Below are 26,937 nucleotides of genomic sequence, written 5' to 3'. Positions count from 1 at the left end.
CACCAAAAGAGGGCGCACGCACATTCTATGCGCCCTTGTTCGACTCACACCTTGATGAAGTGCGTACGGTAGTGGCGCAGTTCGGCGATAGACTCGCGGATATCGTCCAGCGCCAAGTGGGTGCTGCCCTTCTTGAAGCTGTCCCGCACGTCCGGTGCCCAGCGCGCAGCAAGCTCCTTCACGGTGGAGACATCAAGGTTGCGGTAGTGGAAGTAGTTTTCCAGGCTGCGCATATGGCGATAGAGGAAGCGGCGGTCCTGGCAGATGCTGTTGCCACAGATTGGCGACTTGCCTTTGGGAACCCATTGTTCCAGGAAGGCGATGGTCTGCGCTTCGGCCTCGGCCATGCTGACCTTGCTTTCGCGTACACGCTGGGTCAGCCCCGAGCCACCATGGGTGCGGGTATTCCACTCATCCATGCGCGCCAGCACTTCGTCACTGTGGTGGATGGCTATCACCGGCCCTTCGGCCAGCGTGTTCAGCTCGCTGTCGGTGACGATGGTGGCCATCTCGATGATGACGTCGCTGTCCGGATCCAGGCCGGTCATTTCCAGATCGATCCAGATCAGGTTCTGTGGGTTCTGCATGAAGGGCTCCTCGTATAGGCCGTCATATTAGCCTAGCGGCATAGCCCCGCGCATTCCCGGCGCAAAGGTAACCAGAATGGTCCGCCACCCGTCGTGCTAAACTGCCTGCCGCTTTCAATGCCCCACTACGGCTCTCTCACGCAACTCGCACGGAACAATAATGGCCAAACGCCAACTCAATCGCCGCCAAAACTGGCGTATCGAAAAGATCCAGAACGAACGCGCCGCTCGCGCCGCCAAACGCGAGCAGCATGCGCTGCAGGAGCTGGAAGGTGGCGACCTGGGGCCGGAGCAACTGGGTCTGGTGATCGCTCACTTCGGTGTGCAGGTCGAGGTGGAGGCCCAGGACGGCGAGTTTGCAGGCCAGGTATTCCGCTGCCACCTGCGCGCTAACCTGCCGGCGCTGGTCACCGGTGACCGCGTGGTCTGGCGTGCCGGCAACCAGGGCATTGGCGTAATCGTCGCGCAGATGCCGCGCAGCACCGAGCTGTGCCGGCCCAACAATCACGGTCAGCTCAAGCCGGTTGCCGCCAACGTCGACCTCATCGTGATCGTCTTCGCACCAGCGCCCGAGCCGCACCCGAATCTTATCGACCGTTACCTGGTCGCTGCCGAGCACGCGGGCATCCGCCCACTGCTGCTGCTGAACAAAGCCGACCTGATCAACGACGAGAACGGCCCGGCCCTGCATGCCTTGCTCGAGGTATACCGCGACCTAGGCTACCCGTTGCTGGAGGTTTCCGCCCACCATGGCGACGGCATGCAGCGCCTGCAGCAAATGCTGGACGGCCATATCAGCGTGTTCGTCGGCCAGTCGGGTGTGGGCAAATCTTCTCTGGTCAACAGCCTGCTGCCTGCTGCCGACACCCGGGTCGGTGACCTGTCCGAATGGTCGGGCCAAGGCACCCACACCACCACCACCGCGCGCCTTTACCACTTCCCCAATGGCGGCGACCTGATCGACTCGCCAGGCATCCGAGAGTTCGGCCTTGGCCATGTCAGTCGTGATGATGTGGAAGATGGCTTCATCGAGTTCCGCGACCTGTTCGGCACCTGCCGCTTTCGCGATTGCAAGCATGATCGCGAGCCAGGCTGTGCGCTGCTCGAGGCACTGGAAGACGGCCGTATAAAGCAGCAGCGCATGAACAGCTACCGCTCGATCATTGCCAGCCTGCCGGAAGACAGCTACTGATTAGTAGGAAATATTACCAGGGCGCGTAGGACTCTTCCGGTTTTGCCGTCATCTATTGCCCCGCCTGCAGCTTTCCCTGATGGTCATGACTTCCTATCAGGGAGGGCAACCGCGATGCCGGTTTTAATCACTTACCGCCACGAAGAGCGGCTTGACGCCTTTATCCTCAATGAACGCCTGCTGCTCGAAAGCATTCCTGCGCAGTTGGTCCTGTTCGACTGTCAAGGGCAGACCCGCGAAGATCTGTATGGCAGCTTCTGCCGAAACATGAGCGATGCAACCCACTGGATTGGCCTTCTGTCCGAATGGGCCGCCGCCGACTGGTGGACACCCTGGCTGCTGGGGGCTGCAGTCATGAGCAGCCGACGTGTAAGCTTTTATCAAAGAAACGGCGGCACTCTACCTGAGTGTTTTGGCAGATGGCCGGTAATGCGTGAGCGCAGGCACATCGACTTGTTTGTGCGGGCCTATCACGATGAGTGCACATTCACCCGTGCCATGACGCTGCCGCCGGGTCGCGGAAGCTGTGCCGACAGGGACAATGCTGACTTCTTTCATGCGGATCTGAAGGCCAAGATCCGGCGAGGGTTCTGATGCATAGGGGCCGCTGGGCGGCCCCTGCGTCACTGGTCCTTGGGCTCGTCCATCCTCAAGGTGCCTTCCTCGAAGATGTTCAGCTTCTGGCGCAGTTCACGCGGCTGCATCGGTGCATCCTGCGCAGCAGGTGCCGCCGAAGCATCAGGCGCCGCGCTGGCAGGCGGCGCTGGCTGGCTTGGCTGTGCAGGCGACGTACCCTGCTCACCCTCAATGTTGCGCTGGGCCTTCTTGGTCAGGACGATGATGTCGATACGGCGGTTTACCGGGTTGAACGGGTCTTTGCGATCGAACAGCGAAGACGAGGCATAACCCACCACCCGCGCGACCTGGTCATCCGGATAGCCACCGGCAACCAGCGCACGCCGTGCGGCATTGGCGCGATTGGCCGACAGCTCCCAGTTGCCGAACTCGCTGCTGCCCGAATAAGGCTTGGCATCGGTGTGGCCACTGACACTTATCTTGTTCGGCACCGCCTTGATGGTGTCGGCCATGGCCAGCAGAATGTCCTCGAAATACGGCTGCAGGCGGGCGCTACCGATGTCGAACATCGGCCGGTTCTCGGCATCCATGATCTGGATGCGCAAGCCGTCCTGAGTGATCTCGAAGAGAATCTGGTCCTTGAACTTCTGCAGCTGCGGGTTTTCCTCGACCTTGTTCTGCAGCTCCTGCAACAGCAGTTCGAGGCGTTCTCGCTCAACCTGTTCAGCCATGGTCTCGACCTGGTCCTTGTCCAACTGGATGCTGGTATCGGGCGTAGGCTCGGACTTCTCTTCCGGGTTGATGGTCTTTTCCGGCGCAAGCTGGGGCGAGCCGCCAAGGTCGATCACATAAGGCGTACCGCTCTCGGAGAAACCGATCGGGTCCTTGAAGTAGCCGGCAATGGCGATCTTCTGCTCGGGCGTGGCGGTGGACAGCAGCCACAACACCAGGAAGAACGCCATCATCGCCGTAGCGAAGTCAGCGAAAGCGATCTTCCAGGCGCCGCCATGGTGGCCACCACCGTAGCGCTTGACGCGCTTGATGATTATCGGCTGATTGTTTTCCATGACTCAGCGACCGCGAACTGCTTGTTCCAGCTCGGCAAAGCTCGGGCGATGCTTCGGATAAAGCACCTTGCGTCCGAATTCAACGGCCAGCGAAGGTGGCATGCCAGAGGCGGAAGCGACCAGCGAAGCCTTGATCGACTCATAAAGGTTGAGCTCTTCCTTGGCATCGTGCTCCAGGCACTTGGCCAGCGGGCCGAAGAAACCATAGGCTGCAAGGATACCGAAGAAGGTACCGACCAGAGCCGCGCCGACGTGCAGGCCGATCGAAGCCTGGTCGCCTTCACCCAGCGACGCCATGGTCACCACGATGCCCAGTACCGCAGCGACGATACCGAAACCGGGCATGCCGTCGGCAATGCCGTTGACCGCGTGCGACGGGTGCTCGAGCTCTTCCTTCATGCTGAGCAGCTCCATGTCGAACAAGCCTTCGAGCTCGTGGGGTGCCATGTTGCCGGTGGACATGATGCGCAGGTAGTCGCAGATGAAGGCAGTCATGCGTTCATCACCCAGCACCGCTGGGTATTTGGCAAAGATCGGGCTGGCTGCGGCGTCTTCGATATCGCTCTCGATCGCCATCATGCCTTCGCGACGACTCTTGTTGAGGATTTCGTACACCAGGCCCAGCACTTCCAGGTAGAAAGTATGGGTAAAGCGCGTGCCGAACATTTTCAGCGACTTCTTGATTACATGCATGGTCATGTAACCGGGGTTGGCCTGCATGAAGGCGCCAAAGGCTGCACCGCCGATGATCAGCACTTCGAACGGCTGGATCAGTGCCGCGATCTTGCCGTGGGAGAGCACATATCCGCCGAGCACGCTCGCGAATACGACGATGATGCCGATAATTTTAGCCATAGGTTCAAAGCACTTGCTGTCGTGGTCAGGATGAGGGACGGGAGCTTTAAAACTCTTCTTCTACTTATCGGCAGAACTGCGCCAGACTATAGCCACTCAAAGCGAAAAGCCAGTTCGGACTGATGTCAAAATGCCAATGGAATCCAAGGTGCCCACTCAGAATCCGCGTACGCTAGAGGCCTGGGTAAAGCTGCTTGACGGTATTCGTGTACCGGTGCCGAAGCAGAGTTACGACCGGGTCATGAGCGCTATCAACGATAGCCGCCGTTCGCTTCGCGATATCGCCGAACTGATGCAGGACAGCCCGGCCCTGGTGCTGTCGGTGATGCGCGAGGCCAATCATCCCGCCAACGCCAGCCAGGCAGAGCCCGCCGAAAGCCTGGAAATCGCCCTCAACAGGCTGGGCCTGGCGCGCAGCAGGGAGTTGCTTACCCGCCTGCCAGCGCTGCCGGACGACGACATACCGCCGGTACTGCGACAGTTCCTGCTGATCAGCCAGCATGCGTCGCAGCAGGCCAGCGGCCTGTTCGCCAGCCGACTTGCGCGGCTGTGGCAGGAAATTCACTGGGGTAGCCTGCTGTTCCTCTCGCCCCTATGGCCGATGGCCTTGGCCTACCCCAAGCTGCTGGATGCGTGGGAACTGCGGGTGATCCACAAGGGCGAAGAGGCTGAAGAGGTCGAGCAGGAGCTGTTTGGCGTGCGCATCCTGGCACTGTGCCAAGCCATGGCTGAACACTGGCGCCTGTCGCAATGGGTAACCCAGGGTTACCGCATGCTGCTCGAAGAGCGTGAGCAACTGGGGCAGATACTGAGCATCGCACGCGACGAGGACCTGCTCAGCCAACAGCACCGCCTGGACGAGGCGCCGGCACTGAGCCGCTGGTTCAACCAGCCGGCCAATACCGTGCTGCTGGCCAACAACCTGGCCCTTGCGGCACAGGTTGGCTGGGACAACCCGCACCTGCTGCGCTGGCAACTGCTCACCGCACTGTACCTGCAAACCTCACTGGAGGACGTGCAACAGCAAGTTCACCAGCAGGCCGCCGCCAGTGCCCGCCGGCACGCCAAGCATGCCTTGTTCCACCCTGCCGAGGCCTTGATCTGGCCTTGGGAACAGCGTCGCCCGCACCCGGACATGCTGACGCCGCCACCGCCCTCCAGCGAGGCGCTCGGCCATTGGCGCAAGCTGTGCCAGGAGCTGCTGGCACAGCCCAGCCCGTTCACCAATGCCGTGCATCTGGCTACCCAGGCCCGCGAAGCACTGTTGGCCTGCGGCATGCAGCGCATCATGCTGCTGACCCTGGACAGGGCCAGTGATTACCTGCGCGTACAACAGACTGCCGGCTTGCCCAAGGAGGCTGCAGCAATCGCCTTGCCCGTAACGCAGAGCAAGCTGTTGCAGAAACTGGTCGGGCAGGCTGCACAGTTGCGCCTGTCGCCAGACAACCATGCCCAGTTCGCGGCACTGCTGCCACCCCCATTGCGCGCGTTCTTCCGTAGCGAACACCTGTTGCTGCGCTCGCTGGCAGTCAACAACCAGGTACTGATGCTGGCGGTGGCCGACCAAGGCGGCAAACCGCTGGCCGATGTCAGTGTCCAGGCGTTCGGCAAAACCGCGCAATGTATCGAGCGCGCCCTTGCGGTGTTTGCCAACCGCAATGCCTGACCCTTGCGCTACAATCGCCCCTCTTTCCACACTGGAGACCGTGGATGACTGATTTTGCCGGACTACCGCTGGTGATCGAGCCTGCGGACCTGCTTGCGCGCCTGGCTTCCCCCCAGCTGATCCTGGTCGACCTGAGCAGCGCCAACCGCTATGTCAGCGGTCATATCCCGGGCGCCCGCTTTGTCGAAGGCAAGCGCACCCAACTGGGCCTGCCGCCCGCGCCGGGGCTTTTGCCGGCTATTGGCGACCTGGAAAAACTGTTCGGCGAACTCGGCCACCGGGATGATGCGGTCTACGTGGTGTACGACGATGAGGGTGGCGGCTGGGCCGGGCGCTTCATCTGGCTGCTCGACGTCATCGGCCACAAGGCCTGCCATTACCTCAATGGCGGCATCCAGGCCTGGCCGGCGGACAAGCTCTCGACGGAGGCACCCGCGCCCGCCACCGCACCGGTACGCCTGCAATTGCACAGCGAACCGACGGCCACTCGCGAATACCTGCAAAGCCGCCTGGGCGCCGATGACCTGGTGATCTGGGATGCCCGCGCCCCACAAGAATTCTCCGGTGAAAAGGTCCTGGCAGCCAAAGGTGGCCATATACCCGGCGCGATCAACTTCGAGTGGACGGCGGGCATGGACCTCAACGACCACCTGCGCATCCGCCAGGACATCGCCCAAGTCCTCCAGCAACTGGGCATCACCCCCGACAAGGAGGTGATCACCCATTGCCAGTCCCACCGCCGCTCCGGTTTTACTTACCTGGTGGCCAAAGCCCTAGGCTACCCACGCGTCAAGGCCTATGCCGGCTCGTGGAGCGAATGGGGCAACCATCCGGACACGCCTGTAGAAGTTTAAGGAACCTGCATGAAATCCCGTCTGTTCATCATCAGCCAGTACCTGCTGCCGCACCATCTGCTGTCGCGGCTCGCCGGCTGCGTCGCCGAGTGCCGCGCACGCTGGTTCAAGAATGCCTTCACCGCCTGGTTCGCCAAGCGCTACCAGGTGAACATGAACGAGGCACTGGTCGAAGACCTCACCGCCTACGAACACTTCAATGCATTCTTCACCCGTGCCCTCAAGCCAGATGCACGCCCGCTCGACGAAACCCCGGGGGCAATCCTCTGTCCGGCTGATGGCGCTGTAAGCCAGCTGGGGCCGATCGAGCACGGCCGCATCTTCCAGGCAAAGGGCCACAGTTTCAGCGCTCTGGAGCTGCTCGGCGGCGACCCGGCGCTGGCCGCCCCGTTCATGGGCGGTGAGTTCGCTACCATCTACCTGTCGCCAAAGGACTACCATCGCGTGCACATGCCGCTGGCCGGTACCTTGCGCGAAATGGTCTATGTGCCGGGTCGCCTGTTCTCGGTCAACCAGACCACCGCAGAAAACGTCCCCGAGCTGTTTGCCCGCAACGAGCGTGTAGTGTGTCTGTTCGACACCGAGCGCGGGCCAATGGCCGTCGTGCTGGTGGGGGCGATGATCGTTGCCTCGATCGAGACCGTATGGGCCGGCCTGGTTACCCCGCCCAAACGCGAACTCAAGACCTTCCGCTATGACGAAGGCAGCCGTGCGCCGATCCATCTGGAGAAGGGTGCGGAACTGGGCCGCTTCAAGCTGGGCTCCACAGCTATCGTGCTGTTTGGGCCGGAGCAGGTGAAGTGGGCTGAAACCCTGGGTGCCGGTTCGGCAACGCGCATGGGTGAGCTGTTGGCAGTTCCCGTGCAGGCTTGATTCTGGAAAAATGAAAAAGGCCCTGCATGATTGAAGTCATGCAGGGCCTTTTTGTCAGCGAGGCTTGAGTCAGCCCCGCGCGTCGCGGTCGCGCAGCCCCAGCAGATAGAGCACGCCGTCCAGCCCCAGGGTCGAAATGGCCTGCTTGGCCGACTGACGCACCAGTGGCTTGGCGCGGAAGGCGACGCCCAGGCCGGCCAGCGACAGCATCGGCAGGTCGTTGGCACCGTCACCTACGGCAATGGTCTGCTCCAGTTGCAGGCCCTCTTCGCTCGCCAACTGCTGCAGCAGCTCTGCCTTGCGCTGGGCATCGACGATGGGCTCTACTGCCACGCCGGTCACCTTGCCATCAACCACTTCCAGCTCGTTGGCGAACACATAATCGATGCCCAGGCGCGCCTGCACCTGCTTGGCAAAATAGGTGAAGCCACCCGAGAGGATCGCGGTTTTGTAGCCCATACGCTTGAGCTCGGCGAACAGGTTCTCGGCACCTTCGGTGAGGCGCAGTGAAGCACCGATCTGGTCCAGCACACCAACATCCAGGCCTTTAAGCAGCGCCATGCGCTCCTTGAAGCTGGCGCGAAAGTCCAGTTCGCCGCGCATTGCCCGTTCGGTTATCGCCGCCACCTGCTCACCGACACCTGCAGCCTTGGCCAGCTCGTCGATGACTTCGGCCTCGATCAGGGTCGAATCCATGTCAAACACTGCCAGGCGGCGGTTGCGACGGAACAGATCATCCTTCTGGAAGGCGATATCGATATTCAGCGCTTCGGACAATGCAAAGAAGTCGGCACGCAGTGCCTGGGCATCGCTTGGCTCGCCGCGCACGGAAATTTCCAGAGCAGCTTTGCCCTTTTCACTCTGCGCGCCCAGCGCAACACGCGCAGACAAACGCTCAATACGCTCGATGGTCAGGCCGTACTCGCTGATGACCGCGCTGACACGCTGCAGTTGCTCCGGGGTGATCTTGCGGCTGAGGACCGTAGCGATGTAGCGGGCCTCGCCCTGGCCATCGGCCCAATGCTGGTAGTCAGACTCGGAAATCGGCGTGTAGCGGGCCTGCAGGTTCAGCTCATGGGCTTTGGACTGCACGCTCTGCAACAGGCTGGTGGCCACTTCGTTGTCCGGAATATCGACCAGAATGCCGAACGACAGGGTGCCGTGCATGACAGCCAGGCCGATGTCGAGAATGTTCACACCGCCCTGGAGCAGGACGCCGGTGATGGCGGCAGTGAGACCCGGACGGTCCTCACCGGTGATGTTGATCAGAACGATTTCGCGCACAACCTGGCTCCGACTTCGATGAAAAATGCGCATTCTACCGATTTTCCGTGACCATCGGGCGCCAACGATACTTTGCCGACAAAACTCGGGTCGCTATACTGCGCGCACTTTCATGCCATTAAGAGCCGCGCTCTGTGAACCGGCCCACGCCCGTCAAACCAGACAATTTCTTCCTCATGATCTTCCGTGCCCTGCGCCAACGTCGCGTTCCCCTGGCACTGCGCATCGCCAGCACCAACATTTTCTTGGTGGCGCTGGCGCTGGTGATCTATGCCTGCGTGATGGGTCTGCAGTTCAAGCAGGCCATGCACGAGCAGGCTGACGCCCTTGGCCAGAGCCTGACCACCCAGACAGCCACATCAGCGACCGAGCTGCTGGTGTCCAACGACATCCTCAGCCTCAACGTGCTGCTGGGCAATTTGGTGAAGAACCCGCTGGTGGCCCACGCGGCTATCTATAGCGTGGATAACCGCATCCTGGCAGAAGCCGGGCAGCGCCCACGCAACAGCCTGCTGGGTGAGGCCGAAGGCCTGTACCAGACCAAGATCACCTTCCAGGACGTAACGGCCGGGCAGCTGCGCATCAGCCTGGACATGAGCCAGTTCCAACAGCCGATGCTGATCAGCCTGCAGAGCATGGGCATCCTGGCCGCGATCCTGCTGGCCCTGGCACTGAGTCTGAGCCTGCGCCAAGGCCGCCACATCACCCTGCCGCTGCTACAACTGCGCGTATGGCTGCGTGACCCGCACCCCTACACCCCGGCAATCGATCGTCAGGATGAGATCGGCGATATTGCCCGTCAGTTGCATGCCCGCCTGGCCCCACCGCCGCCTCCAGAGCCGGAGCCGGAGGAATACGAAGATGAAGACGACTTCGACGACCTGCACGATGCCCCTGCGCCGGTCAAAGCCGCGCCACGGGCCAAGGCTGCCGCCCAAGTAGACGATGAAGACGACGATGAAGCCTTTGCCGGCCTGCTGGACCATGAAGAAAGCGCGCCGAAGGCAGCCGTAGTCGAATCCGACGAGCCGCAGAGCACTGCGGTGCTGGCCGTTCAGCTGGGCTCGCAGGAGCAACTGCGCCGGCTGCCACGCACCCGCCTGACCGAGCTGCTGGAACGCTACCGCGACTGCCTGGAGCAGGCCGCGTCGCTGTACGATGGCGAGACCCACACGCTCAACGACGGTAGCACTCTGGTGCTGTTCCACAGCCGCGACTGCGGCGAGGATTACCTGACTAACGCAATCTGCTGCGGCGAGCTGCTGCGCGCACTCGGCCACGCCCTGCAGATCGAGGTAGCCGACAGTGGCATCACCTTGCAACTGCAACTGGGCCTGGCCTTGGGTGATGACCTGCAGGGGCTGGAACAGGTAGACCTGCTAATGACCGAAAAAGCCCAGGACGCCCTGGCTCTCTCCCAGCACAGCCGTAACCTGCTGCTGGTGGAGCGGCAGATCAGTGATGACTCGCTGATTCGCCAGCGTGCGCGGATTCGTCCGATTGCCAGCCCTGAAGGCGCCTGCTGTGTCGAACGCTTGATGGAGCCTTACCCCTCGATGCTGGAGCGACAGTTGGCGCGGATGCACGAGCGCAGGGCCTGATACCGAGCGCCCTGCTCTGACACCCACAAAAAAGCCCGCACATGTGCGGGCTTTTCTGTATCTGGGGCAAACATCAGAACCGATAAACTTCCATATCGGTCCGAATAGGCGAAGCCATGGGGATCTTCGACTTCTCCGGTGTCTTCTTGACCTGAACCGGTGCTGCAGGTTTCTTGCGCGACTCTTCAGCAATCGCTGGCTGGTTGGCCAAGGGTTTTACGGCAGCGCTCAACTGCTCTGCCAGCTTCTGCAACAACTGCCCCTGAGCCTGCACCTGCGACGACTCGCTACCTTCGTGCGGCTGCTCGAGGTGAACGATACGGTTGTCGCGCACATTGCCGCGACGGTCCAGTAAACGCCATTGGGCGTCGAGGATAGCTGGCTGGTTCTTGCCCGAGTCCAGACGGGTGATAGACAGCAAGACCTGTACGTCAGGCGAGAAGCCACTGCTGGCCGGTGCCAGAACCACCCGTTGGCTGTCCAGGCGCCAGGCCAGCTGACGCACCAACAGTTGGTCGATGTCTGCCGACAGGCTACCGGCCCAACGACCATCCGTCGCCGAACTCAAGCTGCCATCAGCCTGGCGCTGCAAAAAGGTTTCGCGCTGCAGGTAATCGGCGACCGACACTGGGCCGAGCACCACGGCCATGCCCGCACTCTGCGAGGGCTGGCCAGGATCACCGCTGTCGAGCTGATACAGGGCAACCGGCTGATGCATGCTGCATCCGCCCAGCCCCAGCAGGCCCGTCATCAACAGCGCAAATGGAAGGCGCAGAAATTTCATTCATCCCATCCAGGCGGTCGCCACCAGGCTAACCGCATTGATACTGATATAGATTCAATCGGGCACACGGCCACGCCGGCACCACAAGGGCACTATCATCCGCGAAATGTCGGTCCGACTCCAGCATTTCTGCCTGGAACGGCGCTGAAATTGCCGCCCCAGGCATTTCACCCGGTTACGCCGGACCTTCCACCTGCAAACCGTCAACGCGCTGGAACCCACGTGGCAGCTTGCTACCCCGCCGTCCGCGCTCGCCCTTGTAATGCTCAAGGTCATCCGGCTTCAAAGACAGGGTACGCTTGCCAGCTTGCAATACAAGGGTCGCGCCCTCGGGGATTACCGCAAGATCTGTAACATATTCTTCACGGCTGGCGACACGATCACCGGGCACACCGATGATCTTGTTGCCCTTGCCTTTGCCCAGCTGTGGCAGGTCAGCGACCTTGAACACCAGCAAGCGACCTTCGGTGGTCACTGCCGCCAGCCAGTCCTGCTCACGGTTGGCCACCGGGCGCGGGCTAATGACCTTGGCGCCGTTAGGCAAACTCAGCAGCCCCTTGCCGGCCTTGTTCTTGGCCTGCAAATCCTCACCTTTGACTACAAAGCCGTAACCGGCATCCGATGCCACCACGTACAGCGCATCATCGTCCGGCAACAGCACGCACTCGAAAGTAGCGCCCGGCGGCGGCGTCAGGCGACCGGTCAGCGGCTCGCCCTGACCACGCGCTGATGGCAAGGTATGCGCAGCCACCGAGTAGCTGCGCCCGGTGGAGTCGATGAGCACGGCAAACTGGTTGGAACGCCCCGCTGCTGCAGCCTTGAAGCCATCCCCCGCCTTGTACGACAGGCCGGTTGCATCGATATCGTGGCCTTTGGCGCAACGCACCCAGCCTTTTTCCGACAGCACTACGGTGACAGGCTCAGTCGGCATCAACTCGTTTTCCGAAAGCGCCTTGGCTTCGGCGCGTGCGACGATCGGCGACCGGCGGTCGTCGCCGTAAGTCTCCGCATCCTTGATCAGTTCGCTGCGCACCAGCTTGCGTAGCTTGGCATCGCTGCCGAGCAGGGCCAGCAGCTTGGCCTGCTCCTTGAGCAATTCGTCCTGCTCACCGCGGATTTTCATCTCCTCCAGACGGGCCAGCTGGCGCAGGCGCGTCTCGAGGATGTAGTCGGCCTGGATTTCGGTGAGGTCGAAACGAGCTATCAATGCCTGCTTGGGATGCTCCTCGGTACGGATGATGTGTATGACTTCATCGAGGTTGAGGAATGCAGTGAGCAAGCCTTCCAACAGGTGCAGGCGCCTCTCGACCTTCTCCAGGCGATGCTGCAGGCGGCGACGAACGGTACCGATACGGTACTGCAGCCACTCCAGGAGCAAAGCTCGCAGGTTCTTGAGCTGCGGCCGGCCATCCAGGCCGATGATGTTGACGTTGACCCGGTAGCTGCTTTCCAGCTCGGTAGTGGCGAACAGGTGCTGCATCAGTTCATCGGCATCTACGCGGTTAGAGCGCGGGATGATCACGATACGGCAGGGGTTTTCATGGTCCGACTCGTCACGAAGGTCAGCGACCATCGGCAGCTTCTTCGCCTGCATCTGCGCGGCGATCTGCTCGAGCACCTTGGCCCCGGAGACCTGGTGTGGCAACGCAGTGACGACAATGTCGCCGTCCTCGACCCGGTATACGGCGCGCATACGGATCGAACCGCGGCCGCTTTCGTAGATCTTGAGGATCTCGGCACGCGGCGTGATGATTTCGGCTTCGGTCGGGTAGTCGGGCCCCTGGATGTGTTCACACAGTTGCTCAAGGGTGGCCTTGGGCTCGTCGAGCAGGCGCACACAGGCACTGGCCACTTCGCGCAGGTTATGTGGCGGCACGTCGGTGGCCATGCCGACGGCAATACCGGTGGTGCCGTTTAGCAGGATGTTCGGCAGCCGTGCCGGCAATACTGCAGGCTCCTGCAGGGTACCGTCGAAGTTGGGCACCCAGTCCACGGTACCCTGGCCCAGCTCACTGAGCAGCACCTCGGAGTAGCGCGACAGGCGCGCTTCGGTGTAACGCATCGCCGCGAACGACTTCGGATCGTCCGGCGCACCCCAGTTACCCTGGCCATCGACCAGCGTGTAGCGGTAGCTGAACGGCTGCGCCATCAGCACCATGGCTTCGTAGCAGGCCGAATCGCCGTGGGGGTGGAATTTACCGAGCACGTCGCCGACGGTACGCGCCGACTTCTTGTGCTTGGCATCGGCGTCGAGCCCCAACTCGCTCATGGCATAGACGATGCGTCGTTGCACAGGCTTGAGGCCGTCGCCGATGTGCGGCAAGGCCCGGTCCATGATCACGTACATGGAATAGTTGAGGTAGGCCTGTTCGGTGAAGTCAGCCAGCGAACGGCGTTCAACGCCGTCGAGGCTGAGTTCCAGTGAGTCGCTCATGCGGGCCTCGTCATTTCAGGTTCTGGCGCAGCAGCATGGTGCCGCCGCGCTGGGTAAATTCAAGTTGTTTCAGAGCGCTCATGCCGAGCAGCACCGTCTGCCCATCCAGCCCCGGCACCACCAGGGCGCGCACGCCCTGCAGGCGGATTTCCCCCAGTTGCAGGCTGTCCAGTCGCGTGCGGTAACCTTCGGTGCGACCGTTGGCGGTGCTGAGGATGACCGGGCTGCCACGTTGCAGGCTCAGGTCACGGGCCAGCGCCTCGGGGATCGCCACGTCGGTGGCCCCGGTATCGAGCATGAAATGCACAGCCTTGCCGTTGATCGCGCCATCTGCCACGAAGTGGCCCTGGCCATTGCCCAGCAGGCGCACTTCGATGAAGCCTTCGCCGTGCTCGGACTGCACCTGGGTATTGGGGTTGCGCTCGCGCGCCTCCCATTCACCGAAAAAGCGCGTAGCCAGGAACATCGCCGCCGCCCAGGCGACGATCATCAGTACCCTGCCCGCACGCTTGCCCGGTGGCTGGCTCATGGTGTGGCGCTCCAACCGCCCTGCGGCGCGGCGAAGCGCCAGACGACCGGCCGGCTTTCACCATCGGCGCGGTCAGCGTTGTTGTTGTCAAGACCGATCCATGCGCCCTTGGTATCGATGACCAGCGCTTCGGCCAGGCCGAACGGCTGATCATAGCGTCGCTCGGGCACCAGAGCATCGGCAGCGAACGACCAGCAGCGCTCGACCTCACCGCTGTCGGCATGGCGTCGGCACACACGGTATGCATTACGTTCGAGGGTGAACAGCTTGCCCTCGAACCAGGCCAGGTCAGCAAAGTCCCGCGAAAGCGCACGGGCATTGGGCATTTGAGGCGGTTGCATCTCGACCCCGGCTTCACTGAGCAGTACGCAAGTGCGTCCGCACGTCCATACCGACTGCTGGCGCTCTATCTTTACCAAGCCGCGGCGCTCACGCTCGGCCGCAAGCCATAGGCGGTCACCGGCCGGGTTGATCGCCAGGCCTTCGAACAGGGCATTGAAGTTCAGCAGCATGCCACTGGCCCGGGCCTGGCGCATCATCGCCGGGTCAACCCTGAGCCAGGCAGGCGCGCCTAGGATCGGCAGTTGCAGCACGGCCACATGCGCTTCGCTGACCAGATAGATGTTACCGGCCTGATCGCAAGTGATGCCTTCGTAATCAAACTGGCCGCCACGAATGTACGACACCGCCCAGTTGCGCGACTTCAGCCCCCAGGGCAGCCCGCTCTCCGGTACCGGGGGCGGGGAAAAAGTCAAAGGCTGGGCGCGCCACACCTCATTGTGCTGGTCGAAGCGGTAGATACGGTCATCATCACGGTCCGAGACACCCCACAGCGCTCCTCGACAAAAAGCCAGCCCGGAAAGATTGCCGCCGCGCATGCCGTCAATCGGATGCTCGGATACCAGCTTCAGCTCCGGCCAGTCGCCTGCCAGGCTTGGCAGAGCGACCAGCGAAAGGAAAACCGCGAAAAACAGACGAATCAAACCAGAACCTCGGCCAGATTACCTTTGGTCTCCAGCCAATTCTTGCGATCGCCCGCCCGTTTCTTGGCCAACAGCATATCCATGATTTCGGTAGTACCCTGCAGGTCATCCAGGGTCAACTGGACCAGGCGCCGGGTGTTCGGGTCCATGGTAGTTTCGCGCAATTGCGGCGGGTTCATCTCACCCAGCCCCTTGAAGCGGGTGACCTGTGGCTTGCCACGTTTTTTCTCGGCCACCAGGCGGTCGAGAATACCGTCGCGTTCAGCCTCGTCCAGGGCGTAGTAGATTTCCTTGCCCAGGTCGATACGGTACAGCGGTGGCATGGCGACATAAACGTGGCCTGCTTCGACCAACGGACGGAAGTGCTGGACGAACAGCGCGCACAGCAGGGTAGCGATGTGCAGGCCGTCGGAGTCGGCGTCGGCGAGGATGCAGATCTTGCCGTAGCGCAGCTGCGACAGGTCGGCAGCGCCCGGATCGACACCGATGGCGACGGCGATGTTGTGCACTTCTTGGCTGGCAAGCACCTCTCCACCGTCCACTTCCCAGGTATTGAGGATCTTGCCGCGCAGCGGCAGGATCGCCTGGAATTCCTTGTCGCGTGCCTGCTTGGCAGAGCCACCGGCCGAGTCACCCTCAACCAGAAACAGCTCGGCACGCATTGGGTCCTGGCCTGCGCAGTCGGCCAGCTTGCCCGGCAGCGCAGGGCCCTGAGTGACGCGCTTACGCTCGACTTTCTTGCTGGCTTTGAGGCGGCGGCCAGCGTTGCTAATGGCCAGTTCCGCCAGCTGCATGCCCAGCTCGGGGTGTGCATTGAGCCACAGGCTGAACGCGTCCTTGACCACGCCCGATACAAAGGCTGCGGCCTCGCGGGACGACAGACGCTCTTTGGTCTGCCCAGAGAACTGTGGCTCCTGCATTTTCATCGAGAGCACGAAAGTGATGCGCTCCCAAACGTCTTCGGGCGCCAGCTTGACCCCACGCGGCAACAGGTTGCGGAACTCGCAGAATTCTCGCATGGCATCGAGCAGGCCCTGACGCAGGCCGTTGACGTGGGTACCGCCCTGGGCGGTGGGGATCAGGTTGACGTAGCTTTCCTGAACACTGTCACCGCCTTCGGGCAGCCACAGCAAGGCCCAGTCCACGGCTTCCTTGTTGCCGGCCAGGCTGCCGCAGAAGGGCTCGTCGGGCAGGCGTTGGAACTCGCTGACAGAGTCGACCAGGTAGGAACGCAGGCCATCCTCGTAGTGCCACTCGACCTTCTCGCCGCTGGCCTTGTCCTCGAAGCTGACCAACAGACCCGGGCACAGTACAGCCTTGGCCTTGAGCACGTGCTTGAGGCGACTGATGGAAAACTTGGGTGAATCGAAATACTTCGGGTCGGGGCTGAAATACACACTGGTTCCGGTGTTGCGCTTGCCGACCGTACCGACCACTTCCAGCTCGCTGGCCTTGAAGCCATCGGCGAAGGTCATCTGGTATTCATTGCCGTCACGCTTGACGCGCACGCGCACCTGGGTCGACAGAGCATTGACCACCGAGATGCCGACACCGTGCAGGCCCCCGGAGAACTGGTAGTTCTTGTTGGAGAACTTGCCGCCGGCGTGCAGCTTGGTGAGGATCAGCTCGACCCCCGATACGCCCTCTTCCGGATGGATATCCACCGGCATGCCGCGGCCATCGTCGCTGACCTCCAGCGAGTGGTCGGCATGGAGGATGACCTGCACCGAACGGGCGTGGCCAGCCAGGGCTTCGTCGACACTGTTGTCGATGACTTCCTGGGCCAGGTGGTTGGGCCGGCTGGTATCGGTGTACATGCCCGGCCGTTTACGGACCGGGTCAAGGCCCGAGAGGACTTCGATGGCGTCTGCGTTATAGGCGCTAGCGCTGGGATTGGCCATGGGTTCTCGTCGTCAGTCTGGTGAATGCGAAAAAATCAAAATACAGAAAAATCGAGCGCCGCATACTGCCCCCGGGCAACTCCGGCGAAGGCAAGCAGGGCTGGTATCTGCTCGGCAAAACCCTGGTAGCCATGGTCGCCACCGGCCTGGATACGCAACGCGCATGCCCGGTAATAACGCTCGGCGTGACGATAGTCCAGGGTTTCATCGGCGGTCTGCAGCCACACTTGATAGCGGCTGGCGTCCGTTGGGGCCGGCACTTCCAGTTCAGCAAGGGCTTGAACATGGTCGTGGGTCAGTTCCCAGGTTTCGCCGCTGTAGTGGTTACGCTGGGTGCCCAGGTAGCCGTCGAACAGCTTGTGCGGAGTGACCGCCGGGTTGATCAGCAGGGCATTGAGGCCATGGCGCTCGGCCAGATGGGTGGCATAGTAGCCGCCGAGCGAACTGCCGACCAGCAGGGGCGCCCCCAGCTCGGCGATGGCAGCTTCGAGCTGCGCAATGGCCTGGCGCGGGTGATGGTGCAAGGCGGGTACGCGCAACCGGCCTGACAGGCCTAGCTGCTGCATCACAGCTTCGAGCTGACGCGCCTTGGTGGAGAGCGGTGAGCTGTTCAAGCCATGGATATAGAGGATGTAACCCGACATGCTGCCCCCGGAATCTTTGGCTTCGCGCCCGATGGTGGGGGCGCAGGGATGCGCAGTGTAGCGTGTTCGCCGTGTTTTGGCGCAGCGGCGGGGTTTTCGCAACAATTTTTGGGCTGCACGGGCCCCTTGGGGTCAATAGCCAGGGCTATCAAAATCGAGTTTCACCTCGAAGTCCGTGGCCCGCCGCACCCCGGTCTCCAGCCGCCCGTCGGCATGCAGGCGCAACCACCGGTAACCTGGCTGCTCCTCGCTCACCTTGAAGTCTTCGCTGCGAGCGGCGAACTGTATGCAGGTCGATGGCGTGGCCAGCAGGCGCAAACCGCCACGCAGCTCATCCCACTCCTGATGAATATGCCCCCAAAGCAGCGCCTTCACCTGTGGATAACCCTCAAGCCGGCGCAATAATTCGTCTGCATTGCGCAAACCGATCGGTGCGATCCAGGCGCAGCCGATATCCACAGGTTGATGGTGGCAGCAGACCAGGCAATGGCGCCCACCTGCCGACAAGAGCGCATCATCGAGCAGCGACAGCTGTGACGGCTCAAGCTGCCCATGGGTCGCACCCTGCACCGCCGAATTGAGCATGATGATACGCCAGGCGCCGATATCGGTTACCGCCTGTACCAGCTCCGGCGCCACCTCGGCCATGACCCTGGCTTCATCATGATTACCCGGCAACCAGCGCGCCGGCACGTCGAAGTCACCCGTCAGATCACGAAACGCCTGATACGAGGCAACACTGCCATCCTGCGAAAGATCACCGGTGCACAGCAGCAAATCGATACACGGCTGTTCGCGGCGCACCTGGGCGATCACATGGCGCAGGCTGTCGCGCGTGCGCAGCCCCAGCAGCGTGCCCGCAGGGTCAGCGAACAGGTGAGCGTCAGTCAATTGCACCACGCATACGGGTGCCTGAGAGGGGTCTGGGTGCGGCACCGGCCGTCTCCTCGGGGAATTCAGCACGAATTATGGCGTTGGATTGGTTGCGAGCAAATAGTCGAAACCGACCGGCATCACATTTCAGCGCACACTTGCCAGCTCGTGACCACACGCCAGGCAGTGGCTCAGCCATTCCCCGAGAAACAGATTGAGCTGGGCCTTTTCATCCGGCTGGTGCATGGACTGGTTGGGATACGGATAGATGCTGCGCAGGCGCCGGGTATGCTCGGCGCTGACCACTTCGGCCATGCGCGCATCGTGGTACACCTGCACCTCCAGGTGGGGCACCGGCAGCCAAGGCAGGCTGTGCTCCTGGCGCACCCGCAGGGTGGTGGTGTAGGGACAGGCCAGCACCACATCGAGCACCAGCACGCCGAGCATCTGGTCGCCCTGGGTCATGCCGATACGGCGCGAACTCTGGGTGGTACGCATGTCGGGCAGCAGGCGCATGAGCCGGGCGTAGTTGGCTTCGCAGGCTGCCTGCAGCCCGGCCAGATCGACCCGATAACGCTCACGCAGCAGGTTCACTTCCACATACCTCGTACTTCATCTCTGTTGAGCGCCAGCCATTGCAGGCCAATGATCGTCGCCGCATTGCAGATACGCCCATCGCGCACAGCCTGCAAGGCATCTTCGAACGACCAGACCCGCACGCGGATATCCTCGCCCTCTTCTTCCAGGCCGTGCAGCCCCCCGGCGCCTTCGCTGCTGCAGCGGCCAAGGAACAGGTGCACGTATTCATCACTGCCACCGGGCGAGGGGAAATAACGGGTCATCGGCCACAGGGCGCTGAAGGTCAGACCGGCTTCTTCTTCGGCTTCACGATGAGCGACCTCTTCAGGCTGTTCATCCTTGTCGATCAGGCCGGCGACCATCTCGATCAGCCAGGGATTGTCGACTTTATCCAGCGCGCCGACGCGAAACTGCTCGATCAACACTACTTCATCGCGCAGTGGATCGTAAGGCAGCACGCAAACGGCATCATGACGCACGAACAGTTCGCGGCTGATCTCGCGGCCCATGCCGCCGGCAAACAGCTCATGGCGCAGGCGAAGCTTGTCGAGCTTGTAGAAGCCCTGGAAGCAATTGGCCCGTTCGATGATGTCGAAGCCCTTGGGCACTGAATTCAACGCGTCTGACATGGAAATCCTCATTACCTCAAATACTGCTTCGCGCCATCCTACTCTGCACGCCTGCCTGTTTCACCCCTTTCCGGTAACCGTTCGCGCAGTCGGGACAGCGGCTCTTCTCTCTGTTAGCTTAGTGGCGAACTGAAGGCCGCGCAGGCGGTCAAAGGCCGACTTTTCCCTGTATTGCAAGGATCATCATGACACTTGTCAAACTGACTGCCGTGGCTGTGCTGGCCTTGGCCCTCGGTGCCTGCCAGAGCCTGTTCGCGCCGAATTACCGTGCCCCGCTGGAGGTAAAGCGCGACGCCTGGGAGCACGTAAAGCCAGGTTGCAGCGAGAGTGACTGCCCACTGGTGAACATTGACACCATTCACTTCCCGGACCTGCCCAAGCTCGACGGCATCGTCGAAAAACGCCTGCTGCAACTGACCGAAGACAACCAGCATGGCACCGCGCCAAGCACTTTGCAGGCGTATGAGCAGCAATACCTGGCCACCGCCGACAAACGCAACAGCAGCTACCTGCAAGCCAAGGTACGAGAACAGCATGACGGGCTGGTGATCATCGAGCTGTCCAGCTACCTCGACAGCGGCGGCGCCCATGGCATGCCAGGCCGGGGCTTCATCAACTATTCGCGCAAGCTGGACAAGGTACTGACCCTGCAAGACATGCTGGTCCCGGGCCAGGAAGATACCTTCTGGAAAACGGTCGAAGAATCGCACCGCGCCTGGCTGATCAGCGTGGGCATGGACAAGGATGCCGAGTTCGTCAAGACCTGGCCGTTCAAGAAGTCGCCGCACATCGCTCTGACATACGGCGCAGTGGTGGTCAAATATGAGGTCTATACCATCGCGCCCTATTCCATGGGCCACGTGGAACTGAAGCTCCCTTACCCACGCCTGAACGGCGTGCTCAAGCCTGAACTGTTCCCCGGCCGCGGCTGAGGCTCAGTAACGCATGCAGCCCACCTGCCAGCAGCAACGCCGGCAGGGTAGCGCCCAACTCAGGCGCTTGCGCAGCGATGCTGTGATAGACCACCACGCCCACAGCCCAGGCCAGCAGCGCCTGCCAGTGCAAACCATCAATTTGTGCTGGAAGGCGGCGGCGGCGGATCACGAAGTGGTCCGTCAGCACCACACCGAACAGCGGCGCGAACACCGAGCCGATCAGCAGCAGGAAGTTTTCGTACTGGGCCAGCGGCGCCAGCAGGGCAATCAGGGTGCATAGCACACCGATGCCCAACGCCAGGTACTCGACCTTCAGGCGTACCAGCAGACCGGTCGATACCGCAGCCGAGTGGATATCGGCGAAGGCCTTCTCCGACTCGTCCAGCAAAATCAGCAGCAACGGAATGCCCAGCCCGGCACCGGCCAGGGCCAGCAGCAGCGCATTGACTTCACCGCTCGGCGCAAAGGCAAGAGTGTAGGCCACGCCAAGGCTCATCAGCCAGGTATTGCCGATGAAGTAACCGAGCACGGTCCCGCCGAACACTCGCCTCGCGCTGCGGGCAAAACGTGAGTAGTCAGCGATCAACGGCAACCAGGACAGCGGCATGGCGATGACGATGTCGAAGCCCACAGCCAGCGACATCGACCCATCTCCGCTGCGCTGCCACAGCTCGCCCAGGTCCGCCTTGGCGAACAGGTTCCAGGTCAGCCACAGGCAAGCGCCCAACAACAGCCAGATCCCCCATTTGCGCAGTACCTTGCGCACGAATGCCAGCGGCCCGCTGACAGCGAGCAGCGTGGCCAAGCCACCGAAGCAGAGAGTCCAGAACATCGGGCTGTTCCACAGGCTGCCTTCACCGAAGGTGCGCGCGCCAAGCAGGCTGGCGGCGTCACGCATGACAATGATTTCGAACGCGCCCCAACCGACCAGTTGCAGCAGGTTGAGCAGCGCCGGCAGGCGCGCGCCGTGGCTGCCCAGGCTCAGGCGCAGGGTGGCCATGGCGCAAAGGCCCGTGTCGCTGCCAATCACGCCTGCCGCCCCAAGCAGCAGCACGCCCACGCCGGTGCCCAAGGCGATGGCCAGCACCGCGCCGGCCAGGCCCAGGCCGGGAGCGAGCATCGCGCCCACCTGCAGGACCATCAGGCCGATGCCGAGGGAAAACCAGAGCGAGAACAGGTCGCGACCACCGAACGGGCGTTGGCTGGTGGGGACCGGGTGGTCGGGGGAAAAATGGCTGGGAGTTGTCATTGTTGTTACTCGACAAAAGAAAACAAATCGACACGGTCGTTGCAGGAGCGGCGCACCGGCAAGGCCGCTCCTGCAACAGATCAGCGCTGCGGCTTACACCTTGTGGTACAGCTGGCTGCCTTCCTGGCGGAACCGTTCGGCCTGCTCGCGCATCCCCTCCTCAACCGATACATCCACCGCATCGATGCGCAGGTTGGCGGCGTATTCCCGTACTTCCTGGGTGATTTTCATCGAGCAGAACTTCGGCCCGCACATCGAGCAGAAGTGCGCGACCTTGGCCGATTCCTTCGGCAGGGTTTCGTCGTGGAAGGCACGCGCGGTGTCAGGGTCCAGGCCCAGGTTGAACTGGTCCTCCCAGCGGAACTCGAAACGCGCCTTGGACAGGGCATTGTCACGGATCTGCGCGCCCGGGTGGCCTTTGGCAAGGTCGGCAGCATGCGCGGCGATCTTGTAAGTGATGATGCCGGTCTTGACGTCATCCTTGTTCGGCAGGCCCAGGTGCTCCTTGGGGGTGACGTAGCACAGCATGGCGCAGCCGAACCAGCCGATCATGGCCGCGCCGATGCCCGAGGTGATGTGGTCGTAACCAGGCGCAATGTCGGTGGTCAGAGGGCCGAGGGTGTAGAACGGCGCTTCGTCGCAGCATTCCAGCTGCTTGTCCATGTTCTCCTTGATCAGTTGCATCGGCACATGGCCAGGGCCTTCGATCATGCACTGCACGTCGTGCTTCCAGGCGATCTTGGTCAGTTCGCCAAGTGTTTCCAGCTCACCGAACTGCGCCGCGTCGTTGGCATCTGCAATCGAGCCTGGGCGCAGGCCGTCACCGAGAGAGAAGCTCACGTCGTAGGCCTTCATGATTTCGCAGATCTCATCGAAATGCGTGTACAGGAAGTTCTCCTGGTGATGCGCCAGGCACCACTTGGCCATGATCGACCCCCCGCGGCTGACGATACCGGTGACCCGCTTGGCGGTCAGCGGCACGTAGCGCAGCAGCACGCCAGCATGGATGGTGAAGTAGTCCACGCCCTGCTCAGCCTGCTCGATCAGCGTGTCGCGGAACAGCTCCCAGGTCAGGTCCTCGGCAACCCCTCCGACCTTTTCCAGGGCCTGGTAGATCGGCACGGTACCGATAGGTACCGGCGAGTTGCGGATGATCCACTCACGAGTTTCGTGGATGTGCTTGCCGGTCGAAAGGTCCATGACCGTGTCTGAGCCCCAGCGAATACCCCAGGTCAGCTTGGCCACTTCCTCCTCGATCGAGGAGCCCAGGGCGCTGTTGCCGATGTTGCCGTTGATCTTCACCAGGAAGTTGCGGCCGATGATCATCGGCTCCAGTTCCGTGTGGTTGATGTTGGCCGGGATGATCGCGCGGCCGCGGGCGATTTCCTCGCGCACGAATTCGGCGGTGATCTCTTTGGGGATGTTGGCGCCGAAGCTGTGGCCGGCGTGCTGCTGCTTGAGCAAGCCAGCAGCGCGGGCCTCCTGCAGCTTCATGTTCTCGCGGATGGCGACGTATTCCATCTCGGCGGTAATGATGCCTTGGCGGGCGTAGTGCATCTGCGAGACGTTGGCGCCAGCCTTGGCACGGCGCGGGTTGCGCACATGGTTGAAGCGCAGCTTGGCCAGTTCGGCGTCGTTCAGGCGCTGCTGGCCGAAGTTCGAGCTCAGCCCACCCAGGCGCTCGGTATCGCCACGGGCGTCGATCCAGGCCGAACGCACATCGGCCAGGCCTTTTCGCACATCGATGATGACGTCGGGATCGGTGTAGGGGCCGGAAGTGTCGTAGACCAGAACCGGCGCGTTGGCTTCGCCGCCGAAGTCGGTGGGGGTGTCGTGCAGGCTGATTTCGCGCATCGGCACGCGGATGTCCGGGCGCGAGCCCTCGACATAGATCTTGCGCGAACGCGGGAAGGGTTGCACGGACTGCTGATCGACTTGCGCCGACTCGCTGAGGTTGATCGTTTTTTCTTGTTTGCTCATCACAGGCTCCAGACAGCTTCCTAGCGGTGGAATGTCGGGGAGAACCTGAAATACGCGGACGCACCCCTTGGCGGGTATGCAGTGCCGGATACATGGGGTGCCTTGAGCTGCTTGCAGCTGCGACATTCCCGGACCTGGCACAAGAGGCTCCCCGGGAAGGTGAGCAATCTTGTTCCCTACGCAGGCGCTAACCTGATCAGGTTCAACGGGATCCGCACCTATGCGATCTCAGCCTTTGCTTCAAGGCACCCCGACAAGAACGTGCGCAGTCTAGACTGGAGTGGCCGGCAAAGCCAAGCGTGTAAAACGGGGGGATGATGAAAGGCACAGCCAACGATTGTTGCCAATTGCGCATGGCACTACACTGCCCCATCGCTCGATACTCAACAGTTCAGTAATTAAATTTCGTACAAGGATTGCCTCTATGCTGCGCAAACTCTCACTGGCGATTGCCGTGTCTTGTGCGTCCAACGGAGTGGCCTGGGCAGCGGATGTGCCCATGACGGTCAAGACTGACCTGGTCAGCGTCTACCAGGAAGCGGTCGACAACAACGCCGATCTTGCCGCCGCTCGCGCCGATTATGGCGCGCGCCGCGAGGTGGTGCCCCAGGCCCGCGCCGGCCTGCTGCCCAACCTGTCGGCAGGTGCCGAAATGATGAACACCCGCACCAAGCTCGACGAACCCTCGATCACCTCCAACCGAAGCGGCAACGCCTGGAGCGCCACCCTGGCGCAACCTGTCTTCCGTGCCGATCGCTGGTTCCAGTTGCAGGCCGCCGAAGCTGTCAATGAGCAGGCAGCGCTGGAGTTGTCCGCCACCGAACAGAATCTGATCCTGCAGACCGCGCAAAGCTATTTTGCCGTGCTGCGGGCCCAGGATAACCTTGCAGCCACCAAGGCCGAAGAATCGGCCTTCAAGCGCCAACTCGATCAGTCCAACGAACGTTTCGATGTCGGCCTGTCCGACAAGACCGACGTGCTGCAGTCCCAGGCCAGCTATGACACCGCCCGGGCCAACCGGATCATTGCCGAACGCCAGGTGCAGGATGCCTTCGAGGCCTTGGTGACCCTCACCAACCGCGAATACACGTCGATCCAGGGCGTTGTTCATACCTTGCCGATACAGGTGCCCACGCCCAACGATGCCAAGGCCTGGGTCGAGACTGCTGGGCGGCAGAACCTCAACCTGCTGGCAACCAACTACGCAGTCGATGCCGCCGAAGAAACCCTGCGCCAGCGCAAAGCCGGCCACGCCCCGACCCTGGATGCGGTAGCCAAGTACCAGAAAGGCGACAACGACAGCCTGGGCTTCACCAACCCTTCGCAGTTGGGCGTGCGCTATAGCGGTGACGTGGAGCAGACCAGCATCGGCCTGCAACTGAACATTCCAATCTACAGCGGCGGCCTGACCAGCTCGCAGGTACGCGAGGCATACCAGCGCCTTAGCCAGAGCGAGCAACAACGCGAGAGCCTGCGCCGCCAAGTGGTGGAGAACACGCGCAACCTGCATCGTGCCGTGAATACCGATGTGGAGCAGGTGCAAGCGCGCAAGCAGTCGATCATTTCCAACCAGAGCGCGCTGGAAGCTACCGAGATCGGTTATCAAGTCGGCACCCGCAATATCGTCGACGTGCTCGATGCCCAGCGCCAGCTGTACACCTCGGTTCGCGACTACAACAACAGCCGGTACGACTACATTCTCGACAACTTGAGCCTGAAGCAGGCGGCCGGCACCTTGAGCCCACAGGACCTGGTGGACCTCAAGCGATACCTGAAGGCGGACTACAACCCGGACAAGGACTTCCTGCCACCGGACCTGGCGGCGGCAGCGGCGAAGAACTTCGAACGCAGGCCTTGAGGCCGGCGCTGGTTTCTTCGCGGGTAAACCTGCACCCACAGGGCTTGCGCCAGTGTTTCGACAATGCGCGTACCCTGTGGCCTGCTTGCCGGCGTCGGGGCCTGGACGCACGGAACTCTGAGATCGATGTGGGCAACCCACCGATTGACCTCCTACGTGTGCAAACCTGGTGTTTCCATCGACGATGCGTACGAACAGGTCTAGGTGCTGCTGGGCTACATGGGGCATCTCGTGCGTGAAGGGATATGGAGGATGATCACAAGTTGCTGGGCGCGGCGGACTATCTGAGCGCCCTGGCAAAAGTGCTGATGAACGATATCGAGATGGCCAAGAACAGGCTGCATTGACCTCACGGGCCTTATCGCTCGCTTGTCGGCGATTGGGCCGTCAGCTGCCATCCAGTGACCGCACATCATTTTCGGAAACGGACTACATCCAAGAGCGCCAATCGCTTGCTAGGTTCGCAAAAAAACCTAGGGATGGTGCTCACATGAATACGAACTACGGCCGTGTCACACTCTTCATGTTTTCGCTGTTACTGGCAGCACCGTCGCTGGCTGAAGCTCTAAAACCCACACCAGCGTCAGCCATCACTGCCGAGGCTGCTCGAATAATGGCCGCTGCCGCGGAGCGAGCAGCCCGCGCTCAGGGGTTTGCCATCGTCATCAGCATTGTCGACAACCATGGCAACCTCAAGCACTTCCACCGTATGGACGGAGCCAGCAGCGGCAGCATAAAACTGGCACAACTCAAGGCATCGACCTCCGCCCGCTTCCCGCTTTCGTCCAGCTCTCTCGCAGAGCGAAGCGCTGCGCTGCCAGCAAACCCATACGCGTCACTGCCAGGTTTCACGCTGCTGGGTGGCGGCCTGCCGATCCTGGACGCGAACGGCGAACACATCGGTGGTATCGGTATCAGCGGCGCAACGCCTGAGCTGGACGCGCAATTTGCCCAAGCGGCGCTGGATAGCGGTGCCTGAACTCACATATGAAAAAACCCAGGGC

The 26,937-nt window shown here is 61.9% G+C and carries 24 protein-coding genes and 1 riboswitch; of the genes, 9 read left to right on the top strand and 15 right to left on the bottom strand.

Going from position 1 to position 26,937, the window contains the following annotated elements:
* Nucleotides 1–44: 44 nt before the first annotated feature.
* A complete protein-coding gene (gene orn, locus ACW4TB_RS24930) occupies nt 45–587 on the bottom strand; it encodes an oligoribonuclease (protein WP_012316485.1) in 543 nt (180 codons plus the stop codon).
* A gap of 160 nt (nt 588–747) precedes the next feature.
* Between orn and rsgA the strand changes: the two genes are divergently transcribed.
* The gene (gene rsgA, locus ACW4TB_RS24925; RefSeq protein WP_012316486.1) at nt 748–1,779 is read left to right on the top strand and encodes a small ribosomal subunit biogenesis GTPase RsgA; all 1,032 of its coding nucleotides are present in this window, start codon (nt 748–750) and stop codon (nt 1,777–1,779) included.
* Nucleotides 1,780–1,893: 114 nt separating this feature from the next.
* Nucleotides 1,894–2,373: a hypothetical protein gene (locus ACW4TB_RS24920; protein ID WP_012316487.1), complete on the top strand. Its 480-nt coding sequence runs from the start codon at nt 1,894–1,896 to the stop codon at nt 2,371–2,373.
* Between the two features lie 29 nt (nt 2,374–2,402).
* Here ACW4TB_RS24920 and motB read toward each other — a convergent pair whose 3' ends face one another.
* Both motB and motA read right to left on the bottom strand, forming a co-directional pair.
* Nucleotides 2,403–3,422 (bottom strand): flagellar motor protein MotB, encoded by a 1,020-nt coding sequence (motB, locus tag ACW4TB_RS24915; RefSeq protein ID WP_254466660.1) that lies wholly within the window; start codon nt 3,420–3,422, stop codon nt 2,403–2,405.
* Nucleotides 3,423–3,425: 3 nt separating this feature from the next.
* A complete protein-coding gene (gene motA / locus ACW4TB_RS24910) occupies nt 3,426–4,277 on the bottom strand; it encodes a flagellar motor stator protein MotA (RefSeq protein WP_012316489.1) in 852 nt (283 codons plus the stop codon).
* Between the two features lie 148 nt (nt 4,278–4,425).
* Here motA and ACW4TB_RS24905 point away from each other — a divergent pair, with 148 nt between their 5' ends.
* The 3 genes from ACW4TB_RS24905 to asd are packed head-to-tail and all read left to right on the top strand — an operon-like array spanning nt 4,426 to nt 7,670.
* Nucleotides 4,426–5,943, top strand: a complete 1,518-nt coding sequence (locus ACW4TB_RS24905; protein WP_455843101.1) for an HDOD domain-containing protein — start codon at nt 4,426–4,428, stop codon at nt 5,941–5,943.
* Between the two features lie 44 nt (nt 5,944–5,987).
* Nucleotides 5,988–6,797, top strand: a complete 810-nt coding sequence (locus ACW4TB_RS24900) for a rhodanese-like domain-containing protein (RefSeq protein ID WP_012316491.1) — start codon at nt 5,988–5,990, stop codon at nt 6,795–6,797.
* Nucleotides 6,798–6,806: 9 nt separating this feature from the next.
* Complete coding sequence (asd, locus tag ACW4TB_RS24895; RefSeq protein ID WP_012316492.1) at nt 6,807–7,670, top strand: archaetidylserine decarboxylase; 864 nt, start codon at nt 6,807–6,809, stop codon at nt 7,668–7,670.
* Nucleotides 7,671–7,739: 69 nt separating this feature from the next.
* On the opposite strand, the gene serB is transcribed toward asd, so the two are convergent.
* Entirely contained in the window at nt 7,740–8,954 is a 1,215-nt protein-coding gene (serB, locus tag ACW4TB_RS24890) for a phosphoserine phosphatase SerB (RefSeq protein WP_012316493.1), read from the bottom strand.
* A 134-nt stretch (nt 8,955–9,088) separates the two neighbouring features.
* On the opposite strand from serB, the gene ACW4TB_RS24885 reads away from it, so the two are divergent.
* Entirely contained in the window at nt 9,089–10,555 is a 1,467-nt protein-coding gene (locus ACW4TB_RS24885; RefSeq protein WP_012316494.1) for an AhpA/YtjB family protein, read from the top strand.
* 73 nt (nt 10,556–10,628) lie between these two features.
* Here the strand turns inward: ACW4TB_RS24885 and ACW4TB_RS24880 are convergent, their stop codons facing one another.
* The 9 genes from ACW4TB_RS24880 to ACW4TB_RS24840 all read right to left on the bottom strand — a co-directional run bounded on the left by ACW4TB_RS24880 (nt 10,629) and on the right by ACW4TB_RS24840 (nt 19,911).
* A complete protein-coding gene (locus tag ACW4TB_RS24880; protein ID WP_012316495.1) occupies nt 10,629–11,339 on the bottom strand; it encodes a PqiC family protein in 711 nt (236 codons plus the stop codon).
* A gap of 175 nt (nt 11,340–11,514) precedes the next feature.
* Nucleotides 11,515–13,773, bottom strand: coding sequence for a DNA topoisomerase IV subunit A (gene parC, locus ACW4TB_RS24875; RefSeq protein WP_012316496.1), 2,259 nt, complete (start codon nt 13,771–13,773; stop codon nt 11,515–11,517).
* 10 nt (nt 13,774–13,783) lie between these two features.
* Nucleotides 13,784–14,302 (bottom strand): retropepsin-like aspartic protease family protein, encoded by a 519-nt coding sequence (locus ACW4TB_RS24870; protein ID WP_012316497.1) that lies wholly within the window; start codon nt 14,300–14,302, stop codon nt 13,784–13,786.
* On the bottom strand, nt 14,299–15,285 hold the full coding sequence (locus ACW4TB_RS24865; RefSeq protein WP_012316498.1) for an esterase-like activity of phytase family protein: 987 nt from the start codon (nt 15,283–15,285) through the stop codon (nt 14,299–14,301). The genes ACW4TB_RS24870 and ACW4TB_RS24865 overlap by 4 nt, the downstream gene beginning before the upstream one ends.
* Nucleotides 15,282–17,186: a DNA topoisomerase IV subunit B gene (parE, locus tag ACW4TB_RS24860; protein WP_012316499.1), complete on the bottom strand. Its 1,905-nt coding sequence runs from the start codon at nt 17,184–17,186 to the stop codon at nt 15,282–15,284. The genes ACW4TB_RS24865 and parE overlap by 4 nt, the downstream gene beginning before the upstream one ends.
* A gap of 35 nt (nt 17,187–17,221) precedes the next feature.
* On the bottom strand, nt 17,222–17,830 hold the full coding sequence (locus ACW4TB_RS24855; RefSeq protein ID WP_012316500.1) for a YqiA/YcfP family alpha/beta fold hydrolase: 609 nt from the start codon (nt 17,828–17,830) through the stop codon (nt 17,222–17,224).
* Nucleotides 17,831–17,962: 132 nt separating this feature from the next.
* Entirely contained in the window at nt 17,963–18,766 is an 804-nt protein-coding gene (gene cpdA / locus ACW4TB_RS24850) for a 3',5'-cyclic-AMP phosphodiesterase (protein ID WP_279933563.1), read from the bottom strand.
* A gap of 84 nt (nt 18,767–18,850) precedes the next feature.
* Nucleotides 18,851–19,297, bottom strand: coding sequence for a DUF1249 domain-containing protein (locus ACW4TB_RS24845; protein ID WP_012316502.1), 447 nt, complete (start codon nt 19,295–19,297; stop codon nt 18,851–18,853).
* Nucleotides 19,294–19,911, bottom strand: a complete 618-nt coding sequence (locus tag ACW4TB_RS24840) for an NUDIX domain-containing protein (protein WP_012316503.1) — start codon at nt 19,909–19,911, stop codon at nt 19,294–19,296. The genes ACW4TB_RS24845 and ACW4TB_RS24840 overlap by 4 nt, the downstream gene beginning before the upstream one ends.
* Nucleotides 19,912–20,096: 185 nt before the next feature.
* Here ACW4TB_RS24840 and ACW4TB_RS24835 point away from each other — a divergent pair, with 185 nt between their 5' ends.
* On the top strand, nt 20,097–20,843 hold the full coding sequence (locus tag ACW4TB_RS24835) for an RsiV family protein (RefSeq protein WP_012316504.1): 747 nt from the start codon (nt 20,097–20,099) through the stop codon (nt 20,841–20,843).
* Here the strand turns inward: ACW4TB_RS24835 and cytX are convergent.
* Nucleotides 20,812–22,095 carry a putative hydroxymethylpyrimidine transporter CytX gene (gene cytX / locus ACW4TB_RS24830; RefSeq protein WP_012316505.1) on the bottom strand — a complete coding sequence of 428 codons (1,284 nt, stop codon included), beginning with the start codon at nt 22,093–22,095 and terminating at the stop codon, nt 20,812–20,814. The two genes, ACW4TB_RS24835 and cytX, sit on opposite strands and share 32 nt — an antisense overlap.
* Nucleotides 22,096–22,188: 93 nt before the next feature.
* A complete protein-coding gene (gene thiC, locus ACW4TB_RS24825) occupies nt 22,189–24,075 on the bottom strand; it encodes a phosphomethylpyrimidine synthase ThiC (RefSeq protein WP_012316506.1) in 1,887 nt (628 codons plus the stop codon).
* Nucleotides 24,076–24,231: 156 nt separating this feature from the next.
* Nucleotides 24,232–24,338, bottom strand: a riboswitch (TPP riboswitch).
* 161 nt (nt 24,339–24,499) lie between these two features.
* Here thiC and ACW4TB_RS24820 point away from each other — a divergent pair.
* Nucleotides 24,500–25,933 carry a TolC family outer membrane protein gene (locus ACW4TB_RS24820; protein ID WP_115273751.1) on the top strand — a complete coding sequence of 478 codons (1,434 nt, stop codon included), beginning with the start codon at nt 24,500–24,502 and terminating at the stop codon, nt 25,931–25,933.
* Between the two features lie 490 nt (nt 25,934–26,423).
* A complete protein-coding gene (locus ACW4TB_RS24815; RefSeq protein ID WP_080516500.1) occupies nt 26,424–26,912 on the top strand; it encodes a GlcG/HbpS family heme-binding protein in 489 nt (162 codons plus the stop codon).
* Nucleotides 26,913–26,937 lie beyond the last annotated feature (25 nt).

The organism is Lelliottia jeotgali (genome assembly GCF_977070485.1).
Note: the sequence above shows the minus strand (reverse complement) of the source record. Positions and strands in the feature narration are given on the sequence as shown.